The sequence below is a fragment of the Deltaproteobacteria bacterium genome, from assembly GCA_040223695.1.
Lineage (GTDB): Bacteria > Desulfobacterota_D > UBA1144 > Nemesobacterales > UBA2774 > JAVKFU01.
The window spans coordinates 113,486-124,731 of record JAVKFU010000009.1 but is presented as its reverse complement, the minus strand read 5'-3'; the positions used below and the strand labels follow the sequence as shown (position 1 = coordinate 124,731).

The following is an 11,246-nucleotide window of genomic DNA, read 5'->3' as shown; positions in this document are numbered from 1 at the left end:
TCCTCCTCCAATTAATAATGGCAAGTCAGACAATCTTTAAGGTGCGTAAGCTCTTCGTGATCCTTCGCGTTTTCAGTATGGCACGTGATGCAAAAACCCATGTTGAGCCTCTCGACCTTGTGAACCTGATTCATATTCGCAACGTCCCCATGGCACTGAGCGCATTCGAAACCGCGCTGAATATGTCTTTTGTGCGTAAAATGCACATACTGGGGCATCGAATTAACCTTTATCCAGGGAATGGGCTCTTTTTTCGCCCAATACTGCCTCACCTTGGCTATCTCCTGCATGATATTTATCGTTGTGCCGTCGAAATCGTACTCCACATCGCGTCCCGCAATATGCTGATGGCAGCCCATGCATTTTTTAACCGAGGGTATTCCCGGATTAGGGGACACATCCACAAAGCTGTGACAATACTGACATGGAATCTGGTCATCGGTGGCATGGATTTTGTGGCTGAATCTTACAGGCTGGGCGGGACCCTTATTGCTGCTTTCAGCGTTATCGAAAAAATAAAAGCCGGCAAAAAAAACTAGAGCAAGAACCGGTACTGAAAGCAATTTTATCCGTTTTCTCATCCTATCTACCTTAGCTCTGGAGTGTGTCCATTTGGAAATTTAAGAGTTAGTTCTCAAAAACGCCTAGTATGTATATCATACCGAGGAAATCTGTCAAGTTCATGCAACCATACTTTTTAAAAATGACTGAAATAAACAAATAAACGATGTTCCCGACTGAATTCGGAGGCTTCGAGGCATGAGCTTCGGATTCAACTCAGCCCGGAAAGAAATTCGGTCTTGTTAAAAGTGCCCCCGAAAAGCGGCGCGAGGGCGGAAGGCGCGGTTTCCCTGATATTCCCCGGATTGTTCTTCTCGACCGAAAGGGCCGGGTCGGAGGGATAAACGCCCAGAAGAGGTACGCCGGACATTGCCGTGATCAGTCCGGGGTTAGTGCGTTCCGCGATACCGGGGTCCTGCGGAAAATTATTTATCACAATCCCCAGCACTTCGAGACCCCTTGCCCTGGCCGACTCCACGGTCAGAAGCGTATGGTTCAGGGTCCCAAGCCCCGGACGCACTACTATGAGCAGGGGCAAATCCAGATCAGAGGCGAGATCGGACATAAGGTAATCCTCCAGTATCGGAACAAGGAGTCCTCCCGCCCCTTCGACCAGCACGATGTCATGAACGGATTCAAGCCTGTCGCAGGCTTTCCTGATTTTCCGGGTATCTATTTTCTCGCCCGCGATTTCAGACGCCACCAGAGGGGCCAGCGGTTTTGGGAAGCGGTACGGACAGACGTCGTCAATGCCGTATTTCGTCCCGAGGACATTCTGCACAAAATCTATGTCCGTCGGGCCTGACTGCTCCGTACCCGTCTGAACGGGTTTTAGTGCGGCGACATCCCTGCCCGCCCGTTTGAGCGTCCAGGCTAGAGCCGCGGTTATGACGGTTTTTCCGACCCCGGTGTCCGTACCTGTTATAAAAATGCCGTGGGGAAGGGACTCTTTCATTAGGCTTGAGAATTCTCCGGAGAGCAAAAATCGGGAACGAAATAAAATCAGAACATTCCGAGACTCTGCTGGGCCTCCTCGCTCATCTTGCTCGGGTCCCAGGGCGGGTCCCAGACAATCTCAATCTCGCAGAACTCGACACCCGGAATTTCCTCCACCAGAATCTTGGATTCCCCCGCTATCTGAGTCGAGGCCGGACATCCGGGCGCGGTCATCGTCATATTTATACGTACGTTACCGCCTTCGATCTCAATCCCGTAAATCAGGCCGAGGTTTACGATGTCTATCGGGATTTCAGGGTCATATACCTCGCTCAGAACCGAAAGAATTTTTTCTTCGGTAAGCTCTGCGCCCGCTCCGTCGTTTTCCGAAGCTTTACCGGCGGCGGACTCAGGCTCCGAAACCCCTTCCGTGATTTTATTCTCTCCCTGACCCTGATCCTCACCATGCCCGCCGGTCCCGGTAGCGGATTGACCGCTGACCGGGGAATCCGCGAACTCGGTTTTATTCATCCTCACAGAGGAATTATCTTCTATTTTGTTTTTTTCATCGTAATTGTCGCCGTCCTTCTTAAAAAGACCCGTAAGCATTTTTCCAAGCCCCATAGCAAAACCTCCCGGAGTGAATTTACTTCATAAAATATAAGAATACATTTGCGGAAGTGATTTTTAAAGGAAGCGTGAGGGATAATAGAGTGAATTTCCCCGTGAAAACAGGGAAAGGAATCCCGAGAACTCAGAATTCCCTTCTCAAAGCTCGATATTTTTAATCTACAAAGACTCTCTTACCGCGGATAGAGCGGATTCGTAATCGGGCTCTTCAGTTATCTCTCCGACATATTCAACGTGCTTTACGTTATCATCCTTATCAACGACGAATATCGCCCTCGCAAGAAGCCTGTTTTCCTTTATCAGCGCTCCGTAAGCCTCTCCGAACGACGCGTTCTGATAATCGGAGAGTGCTCTTACTTTATCAATCCCCTCTGCAGCGCAGTACCTCTTGAGCGCGAAAGGCAGATCCATGCTGATAGTCAGAATCTCCACGCCCTCTCCGAGATTCGCAGCCTCCTGATTAAATCTCTTGGTTTGAACGTCGCACACCGGCGTGTCGACGGATACCACAACGTTGAACACCTTCACTTTGTCTTTTAAATCACCCAGCCCGACGGGCGAGCCCAATGCTTCGAGTGCCGTAAAATCAGGAGCTTTTTCGCCTATCTTTACCTCGTGACCCACGAGGGTCACCGGGTTGCCTTTCATTTTAACCACGTTCGGTCTTTCTTCGGACATACGGATAATACCTCCTCGAATTGTTAATATTTTCGATTCAATGAATGTTTTGTTACAGGCTATATAGAATAAGTTTTGATGTCAAATCCCCATAATTCCCCGACCATATTTCTAATTCTATTGACTAAATTTTATAAAGTATGTACTCTTGCTTTCAAATTATTGTTCGGAGGAATTGATTTTGAAAGGTAAGGTTAAATGGTTTAATGAATCCAAGGGATTCGGTTTTATCGAGCAGGATAGCGGGAACGATGTATTCGTGCATTACAGCGCTATCGAAGGCGGCGGCTTTAAAACCCTAGTCGAGGGAGACGAAGTCGAATTCGAGGTAGTTGAAGGTCCCAAGGGCCTGCAGGCCAGCAAGGTTACCAAGGTCTCCGAGTAGACCCTTTCGGGCTTCTATTCCAAGAAGTTCCCGACGGTAACTTTTACTTAATTGAAGGTAATTTTTACACAAAAGGACTTCTTGTTTCAAAAATTGACGGCTCTGTGTCCGTTTGGAGAGGGGTTCGCTCGAGTCCGTGAGTAAAGCAGAAGCGGTACGGGGTTTCAGCGCTCATTCCGGCTCGACAATCAACTTTCCGCGGTACATTGCCATCTGGCAGGTGAATTCGTATTCGCCGGGCTTCTCAGGCGTGAAGCTGAGATCATAGGGCTCTCCGACAGGGAGGTCGGCGCTTATATCAAGGTCGTTGAAAATGACCTTTTCAGCGCATGGACTGCTGTCTTTACGTATAAAGCGCAGGGTGAGCGGCTCTCCGGCGGGCGCGTGTATCACAGAAGGCTCGTACACTCCCGAATCAACCACAATGCTTACTGCATCCCCTTCCGCGTGAGCGGCGGCACCGCTTTTATAAATCCAGAACCACCATACGATGAACGCGGTCAGGGCTAATCCCAGTATGTTGATTAGAATGCTCATCTCGACACTCGCAGCTTTACGGCTTGAACCACCTGAGGCGGTTCGCGTTCGTGACGACCGTAACCGATGAAAGCGCCATCGCGGCCCCCGCTATTACCGGATTCAAAAGTATTCCGATGAATGGAAACAAAATTCCGGCCGCGACAGGAATCGCGAGGGTATTATATCCGAACGCTCCGATTAGATTTTCCTTTATATTTCTCAAAGTTGCTTTCGATATTCCCACGGCGTCCGCGACCCCGTGGAGGGAGCCCCTCATAAGGGTTATGTCTGCGCTCTCTATAGCTACGTCGGTCCCCGTGCCGATAGCGAATCCTACATCCGCCCCGGCCAGAGCGGGCGCGTCGTTTATTCCGTCGCCGACCATTCCTACCTTCTCTCCCTTCCGCTGTAACTTCGAGACTTCTTGGGCCTTATCTTCCGGCAGGACCTCGGCTATGAAATCATCCACGCCTACCTGCTTCGCCACGGCCCCGGCGGTAACCCTGTTGTCCCCGGTAAGCATGATTACCCTTATCCCGTCGGCTTGAAGCCTCTTTATCGCCTCCCTGGAATCGGCTTTTACAGGGTCTGATATACCCAGAACCCCCGCCAGGCTGCCCCCCAGGGCCACGAAAATCACCGTCTGTCCCGATTCGGACAGCTCTTCTGACTTCGACACTGCCGTTTCTATATCGATTTTGTTGTCGAGCATGAACTTTCGGTTACCCATAAGCACTTCGCTCCCGCCGTAAACGGCCCTGACTCCGTGTCCGGATACCGCGCCGAAAGACTCGACAGTCTTGAGCTCTATGCCCCTCTTTCTGGCGGCTTCCACCACAGCCTCCGCGAGTGGATGCTCGGAATTGGCCTCGACACCGGCCGAAATCCCCAGCAGCTCTTCTTCTGTAATGCCCTCCGCGTCAAGCGCGGTTAACTCCGGCTTTCCCTCGGTTATGGTCCCGGTCTTGTCTAGTACAATCGTAGTCAGCTGACCCGCCTGCTGAAGCGCGTCGCCCCTTCGTATCAACACCCCGTATTCGGCGGCTTTTCCGACACCAACCATAACGGAGATGGGGGTTGCGAGACCGAGCGCGCAGGGGCAGGCGATAATAAGAACAGCCATGGTCGTAACGAGCATGTACGTAATCCTGGGGGCGGGACCGAAATTAAACCATATCAGCATTGTGACAACCGCAGTGATAAGCACGGTCGGCACGAATATCCCCGAGACCCTGTCGGCGAGGCGCCCGATGGCGGGCTTGGTATTCTGGGCCTTTCTGACCATGTCGATTATCTGCGCGAGAGCCGTGTCCTTGCCAATACGCGTGGCCCTGAACAAAAAGCTTCCCGATTTATTTATCGTTCCGCCTGCAACCTCATCTCCGGTCTTTTTCTCAACCGGCATAGGCTCGCCCGTGAGCATCGATTCATCCACATGGGACGAGCCTTCCGTCAGCTCGCCGTCCACCGGAATCTTTTCCCCGGGGCGCACCCGGACTATATCGCCGAACTCAACCTCTTCGATAGGAATATCGACTTCGCTTCCTCCCCGCACCACGCGCGCGGTCTTGGGCTGTAACCCTATCAGACGTTTTATCGCCTGGGAGGTTTTGCCGCGCGCCCTCATCTCGAGAGCCGAGCCCAGATTGATAAAAGCGATGATTATCGCCGCGGTCTCGAAATACATATGCCTCGCTATTTCCGACACCGAGTAGGGGAAGATTACGATAAAGGTCGAATAGACCCATGCGACTCCGGTACCGATCGCGATCAGCGTATCCATATTCGCGTTATGATTTTTAAAGGATTTCCACGCTCCGGTGAAAAACCGCCCGCCGCCGTAGGTAAGAACGAATAAAGTCAGAATCGACACGACCCCCCAGGACACCTGCCCCGAGAGAGCCTCCAGGGGAGGGAGCAAATTAAGCATGCTTACCAGGAATATAATTAATCCGATAACACCGGATACCACCGTTTTTTTGAGAAGTGCTTTGTAATGCCCGAGCTCCATGTTCTCCTTTTCCGATTCCGCAATATCGCCATCCATAACCGAAGCCGTATAGCCCGCGTTGCCTACGGCGTCGACTAGGGTATCAGGCGATACATCTCCTGTCACGGTCGCGGTGCGCTCGGCGAAATTCACCCGGGCGTCATTAACCCCTGAAACCGACTTGAGTGTTTTTTCCACGGTCTCAACACATCCCGCGCAGCTCATGTCGCTCACGTGAAGACGCTGTGTTTTCTGTGATTTGGGTTTAGTGCTTTCCGTAGCTTTTGCCATTTTCTATACCGTCCGTCCGATTAAAAATATCGGATTATATATAAATAATACCAGTATGCTGTTAAAAACAATCAGCAATTTAAATTTAAGCGCGGAATCAGGATTTTCCGCGCGTCCCGGAGCCCGATACGGCCCCTTGTATCCTCATAAATTCACCCACGTTGTCCATTGTCAGGAGACCGACCAGCATCCCGTTACGGACCACAGGCATAGTAAACAGATCGCCTGCCTGAAGACGCCCAAACGCCATCTCAAGCATCTCGGAAGGATCGACAACCTGGAACTCACGGCGCATTATCTCGCCCGCGGTCGCGGTATGCCCCTTTTCCGACAACCCTTTGATGAGGTCTCCGTGCGAAACTATCCCTGTCACCCTGCCGCCCTCGACAACGGGGAAGTCCTGCTGTGAACCCGCCATTGTCAGATCCGCCAGACGCTTGAGAGTGTCTCCGGGAGAGACGGTTTTGTAATCGGTCAGCATCGCTCTCGATACCGGGATCCCGCCCAGCGCCGACCTGATCTTTATCATGCTCGCCTCCTGAGCGGCGCCTATCCACACGAAAAGCGCGATGAATATCAGGAACGGGTTTGTGAAAAGACCTATAAATCCGAATATAAGAGCTATACCCTGCCCTATTACAGCTGCCGTCTGAGTGGCTCTGACGTAATCCCCGCGAAGCGCGAGAAGCGCTCTCAGCACCCGTCCCCCGTCCATGGGAAAAGCCGGAATCAAGTTAAATACAAGAAGGAATATGTTAACCAGCATAAGACGCTCGGCGAAAGAACCCTCGGTTACGGTAAGCTCGTCCAGAGGCACTAATCCGCTCGTCAACTGAAGCCAGAGATATAAAAGGGCTGCGATAACCAGGGTTACGGCGGGCCCCGCAAGCGCGACCCAGAATTCCTGCATCGGGTCATCAGGCATGCGCTCGAGGCGGGCGACCCCGCCTATGGGAAGAAGAGTTATATCGCGGGTCTTTATTCCGTATCTTTTCGCCGTAAGGGCATGTCCGAACTCATGTAGCACGACGCACAGAAAAATAGCCAGAACAAAAATAATAGCCGAAATTATAGTAGACAGGCCGTGCCCCTGCCTCCAGTGTATAAGCACTACCCAGGCTATAATGAGAATAAAAGTCGCGTGCATGTAAACGCCTATGCCCGCGAACTCTCCCAGCTTCCAGGACCACTTCATCAAACCGCTCCCCCGCCTGTTTTCTTCCAACTACCAGATAGAATTCATGTCTCCGTATTACTGACGGCCTCTTTATATACCGAGGCTGAAACCGCCAATCCGCGCGGCTTACATCACGCCGCCCCCTATATAAAGATAATAATATTTTATTGCAAGCCTTCAAGACCTGTAGCACCCGTAAACGACTAAAACAGTATCCCGCAGACGGATCAGACAGGGCAGTTTTTACAGCTGTTTACCCGATTTATAAAATGCCTATTCATTTTATATCTGAACTATGTTATATATTTAAAATATGGTTACCAAGAAGAAAGAAAAGAAGAAGAAAGAAACGCTGGAGAAAGCAATATACGTCAAGGCTTCCCAGGAATTCGTGGACATGCTAAACGATTCACAGTGGCACCTTCATATGAGGCCCGCCCAGATTGTGAGAGAAGCCGTCGTGGAATATTTGAAAAGGCATCTTCCCAAAGAGGCCAGAGACAAATACTTCAAAACGGGGAATAAATAAAAACTTCCCGGCACATTGCACGGAACACGAACAAACCGGACAACCCCGATCAAAACCACTCTGAATAAAGCCGTATTATTCATACGCCAAATACAGGATTAGAAGCTTCCTTATCTCAGGCGCAGGTGTTGGCCTGACCCTCCTTTTGGGTTAGAGTTTAACTTTCCGAATCCAAACAGGTGCGCGAATGAGTTCTAAAGCCGTATTTCTGGACAGAGACAAAACCATACTGCTCCCTCACGGGGGAGAGAAATATATCTACAGGGTGGAGGACTTCTATATCCCCGAAGACTACATTACAGCGCTCAGGGAATTGTCGAATAATAACTTTCATCTCTTCGTCGTAACCAACCAGGGGAGAATAGCAAAAGGGCATCTAACGGAAAATGATGTCGAGGAGCTTCATCACTGTCTCGATTTAATACTGAAGTATAACGGCGTTTACATAACGAAATACGAGTACTGCCCGCACAATCCCCGCGGGACGCTATACCCTTACAATGTTGTATGCGACTGCAGAAAACCCAAAACCGGCATGATCGACCTCATCCGCGGTTCCTATGAGATAAATACGTCTCTTTCCTGGATGGTAGGTGATTCCGATGTCGATATGGCGGCGGGTAAAAACGCGGGCCTCAGGACCGTTCAGGTACTGACCGGCTCCGACGAGCGCTCGCTGCACGCGGATTTCGTCGAAAGAGATCTTACAGGAGCCACAGACCGAATAATAAGTGAACAGAATTCTCCTGAGAAATAGCTGTTCGTATTGACAATTACACCGCGCCTCTTTATGTATTAAATTCGCACTGTTTCCGCTAAGTTCGGGTTCTGATCAAGCTATTGTCTTTCTTCCTCGTAAAGCCAGTATACCTATTATCCCCAATACAACCGTCATGACTGCAAGGCCCCACTCGGAAAGGGATGGGATATTAGTACTAATAATTCGAGGATTGCAGGAGGCTAGTGCATTGACGACTTCAAATCCTATCTCACCTATTACGGTACCTTCGCCGGTATCGGTGTTGATGCTTATTAATTGGTCTGTGTCATTATCAGAACCGTACAGGGTGTTTGTTTCGGCATCAAAAGTCAATCCGGCTACCTCATCGAAACCTATGGCACCGACTGCCGTACCCGCTCCTGTATTCGTGTTGATCGTAATGAGTTGATCTGTGGACAAATCTACACCATAAAGGGTATTAGTGATGCTATCAAACGCAAGCGCGCGTACATTTCCAAACCCTATTGCTCCGACAATAATGCCCGCCCCTGTATCCGTGTTGATTATTAATAGCTGGTCATTGACAATTTCCGAACCATAAAGAATGTTTCTATCAGGATCGAATGCCAAACCGAATACGTTGGTAAAGCCTATGGCACCGACTGCCGTACCCGCTCCTGTATCCGTGTTGATCGTTATAAGCTGATCCGTTGCGAAATCAACACCATACAGGGTAATTGTATCAATATCACAAGCGAGTCCTTCTACGATTTCAAACCCAAAGCTGCCTACAATAGCACCAGCCCCTGATAACGTGCTGATGTCGAGGAGATTATCAGTATCAAGGTCTGAACCAAAAATTGTCTGGCCTTGAGCTAGAGGCACAACTGTCACAGAAAATAGCAACAACAATAACATCACTTTTTGGAATTGAATATAAATTTTATCAGAGAGTTTAACCATATCAGTGCTCCCTAAAGTAAAAGTATGCGTAAATATTGTCCATAATAGCATAATTAACTTTTTATATCAATATAGATATTGGAGAAGACTTATACCGCTCCGCTTTCGTCAAGCGCCATTTAAAAGTTAAGCGTAATTCTTGTAATATGCTCTTTCCAGCTGAGATGCATCCTGGAGATGAATAAAGATAACTATGGTGATAATATCCAATCAGGGAGAGAGGCTTCCCTAATCTGCGTATGACAAAAATTTACAACGTGTGATTGAATACAGAGGGAGCTAAAAAATCAGGCGCTTCAGTCCCACCCGGCATTTTTATTGAGATGATTGTTCATGACGAACCCGGCTCTGCTCGTGTCGTATCCGAGAACCTCGGAAAGAAGGCGGGTAACGAGCTTCTTGGCCCTCACGAGATCCCTTTCCGTAAGCGCCTCGCCCATCTCACCTATAATTTCATCCATAAGGGCTCTGTTCTCACGGTCAAGCCCCTTCTTTTCGGCAACCCTGCAAATAAGCTCGGTCAAATCGCCAAGCCTTTCCAAAGCCCTTTCTCCCTCTAGGTAAGGCCCGCTCATATCTCCCCCCTGATCGTATATTATTTATTCTACATCATTCCGGGTGCGGAAAAAATCATATCGAGGGGGAACATTATGAAAGACCCACTTTTGAAATTACCCGCCGAAGAGAGAAAGGCGCTAAAGCGGACAATGGAGATTACGGGCAGAGCGGGAAAGAAACTCATAGAAAGCTTCAGAAAGGAGGACCCGGTGGAGCGCGGCACCGTAAAAGAAGTAAAGAGCGCATACGATCTGGTGGCAGACAGGATTATCAGAGACTCGATAGAAAAATACTTCGGGACACACTCCTACGTCACCGAGGAAACGGGCTTTATAGATAAAGGCTCCGATTACCTCTGGATAATCGACCCCCTTGACGGAACGAGCAATTTTGCCGACCAGAACCCGATGTTCGCGGTCTCCGTTGCCCTCTGGAAAAGTGGTGAGCCTGTTTTGGCGGTCATAGAAGCTCCAATGATGCATGAAAGGTTCGTAGCTGTAAGAAACTACGGGGCTTATCATTACGACCTGCTCAGAAAAAAAACCGAAAAGGCGGGGGTATCGGATGTGAGCAGGGCAAGCAGCGCTTACGGGGTCTACTGCGAGGGAGGAGTCAAAAACAAGAAGGAGTCCCTAAAGCTGCTCGGCAAATACTATCTTCAGCTCAGGGACACGAAAAAACTGGGATCCGCCGCGCTCGAGCTCGCCTCAGTGGGAATGGGGAGAGCCGAGAGCTATATGACTACAAAGATTTCCCTCTGGGATATCGCAGCCGGCGTTCTCTTTGTCACAGAAGCGGGAGGCGATATTCTTCACTTTGACGGGACTCCCTACGAGTGGAAGGAATTTAAACAGAACCGAAGATTCGACCTTCTGGCGACAAACGGAAAACTAAGTATTAAATTGCTGTGACAAGCCTGAGCAAGGCGGGACTATGTAACCAAATCCGAATACGATAACGATAAAGAGGGTAAATGAGCGTTATAAAATTCCCCCCTTTAAAAGACGATTCCGGTGATTATATTGAGACTGTAAAAAAAGGAGTCGAAACTATGGATAGAGAACTAAACAAATTCACTGCAATTCAGACGGAGAACGGGTACCGCGTTATTTTACCCGACAACAAAGAAGAGATTAACGTAACTATAAGCGATCTAAATGAATTTGCCAATAAATACGCGAAAGATATGCTCGCGGGAAAGACCATGGAGTTAAATGAAAAAGAAGAAGTTATGTTTTCTCTCTGGGAGATGGTGCTAATCCCGAACGACATAGTACACTGACGCCGGTTTGGGGCCCGACCAGGTAT

Annotated in this window: 14 protein-coding genes; 5 read left to right on the top strand and 9 right to left on the bottom strand. The window is 49.5% G+C overall.

The annotated features are described in order from the left end of the window. Positions 1-11: 11 nt before the first annotated feature. The 4 genes from RIG61_02215 to tpx all read right to left on the bottom strand — a co-directional run bounded on the left by RIG61_02215 (position 12) and on the right by tpx (position 2,805). Positions 12-581 carry a cytochrome c3 family protein gene (locus RIG61_02215; GenBank protein MEQ9617969.1) on the bottom strand — a complete coding sequence of 190 codons (570 nt, stop codon included), beginning with the start codon at positions 579-581 and terminating at the stop codon, positions 12-14. 191 nt (positions 582-772) lie between these two features. Next, positions 773-1,516 (bottom strand): dethiobiotin synthase, encoded by a 744-nt coding sequence (gene bioD, locus RIG61_02210; GenBank protein MEQ9617968.1) that lies wholly within the window; start codon positions 1,514-1,516, stop codon positions 773-775. A 47-nt stretch (positions 1,517-1,563) separates the two neighbouring features. Beyond that, a complete protein-coding gene (locus RIG61_02205) occupies positions 1,564-2,121 on the bottom strand; it encodes an iron-sulfur cluster assembly protein (GenBank protein ID MEQ9617967.1) in 558 nt (185 codons plus the stop codon). A 165-nt stretch (positions 2,122-2,286) separates the two neighbouring features. Next, positions 2,287-2,805, bottom strand: coding sequence for a thiol peroxidase (tpx, locus tag RIG61_02200; protein ID MEQ9617966.1), 519 nt, complete (start codon positions 2,803-2,805; stop codon positions 2,287-2,289). A 178-nt stretch (positions 2,806-2,983) separates the two neighbouring features. Between tpx and RIG61_02195 the strand changes: the two genes are divergently transcribed. Next, the gene (locus RIG61_02195; protein ID MEQ9617965.1) at positions 2,984-3,190 is read left to right on the top strand and encodes a cold-shock protein; all 207 of its coding nucleotides are present in this window, start codon (positions 2,984-2,986) and stop codon (positions 3,188-3,190) included. Positions 3,191-3,361: 171 nt separating this feature from the next. On the opposite strand, the gene RIG61_02190 is transcribed toward RIG61_02195, so the two are convergent. The 3 genes from RIG61_02190 to RIG61_02180 all read right to left on the bottom strand — a co-directional run bounded on the left by RIG61_02190 (position 3,362) and on the right by RIG61_02180 (position 7,185). Then, on the bottom strand, positions 3,362-3,727 hold the full coding sequence (locus tag RIG61_02190) for a cupredoxin domain-containing protein (GenBank protein ID MEQ9617964.1): 366 nt from the start codon (positions 3,725-3,727) through the stop codon (positions 3,362-3,364). Between the two features lie 16 nt (positions 3,728-3,743). Then, on the bottom strand, positions 3,744-5,990 hold the full coding sequence (locus RIG61_02185) for a heavy metal translocating P-type ATPase (GenBank protein ID MEQ9617963.1): 2,247 nt from the start codon (positions 5,988-5,990) through the stop codon (positions 3,744-3,746). A gap of 97 nt (positions 5,991-6,087) precedes the next feature. Beyond that, entirely contained in the window at positions 6,088-7,185 is a 1,098-nt protein-coding gene (locus RIG61_02180; GenBank protein MEQ9617962.1) for a site-2 protease family protein, read from the bottom strand. Positions 7,186-7,480: 295 nt separating this feature from the next. Between RIG61_02180 and RIG61_02175 the strand changes: the two genes are divergently transcribed. Beyond that, positions 7,481-7,696 carry a hypothetical protein gene (locus RIG61_02175; GenBank protein ID MEQ9617961.1) on the top strand — a complete coding sequence of 72 codons (216 nt, stop codon included), beginning with the start codon at positions 7,481-7,483 and terminating at the stop codon, positions 7,694-7,696. A gap of 187 nt (positions 7,697-7,883) precedes the next feature. Further along, positions 7,884-8,453, top strand: a complete 570-nt coding sequence (locus RIG61_02170; GenBank protein ID MEQ9617960.1) for an HAD-IIIA family hydrolase — start codon at positions 7,884-7,886, stop codon at positions 8,451-8,453. A 75-nt stretch (positions 8,454-8,528) separates the two neighbouring features. On the opposite strand, the gene RIG61_02165 is transcribed toward RIG61_02170, so the two are convergent. Then, complete coding sequence (locus tag RIG61_02165; GenBank protein MEQ9617959.1) at positions 8,529-9,380, bottom strand: IPTL-CTERM sorting domain-containing protein; 852 nt, start codon at positions 9,378-9,380, stop codon at positions 8,529-8,531. Positions 9,381-9,676: 296 nt separating this feature from the next. Beyond that, complete coding sequence (locus tag RIG61_02160) at positions 9,677-9,955, bottom strand: hypothetical protein (GenBank protein MEQ9617958.1); 279 nt, start codon at positions 9,953-9,955, stop codon at positions 9,677-9,679. Positions 9,956-10,030: 75 nt separating this feature from the next. On the opposite strand from RIG61_02160, the gene RIG61_02155 reads away from it, so the two are divergent. Together RIG61_02155 and RIG61_02150 are read left to right on the top strand one after the other, a co-directional pair. Further along, positions 10,031-10,849: an inositol monophosphatase gene (locus RIG61_02155; protein MEQ9617957.1), complete on the top strand. Its 819-nt coding sequence runs from the start codon at positions 10,031-10,033 to the stop codon at positions 10,847-10,849. A 62-nt stretch (positions 10,850-10,911) separates the two neighbouring features. Beyond that, complete coding sequence (locus RIG61_02150) at positions 10,912-11,220, top strand: hypothetical protein (protein MEQ9617956.1); 309 nt, start codon at positions 10,912-10,914, stop codon at positions 11,218-11,220. The last annotated feature ends 26 nt before the right edge of the window (positions 11,221-11,246 follow it).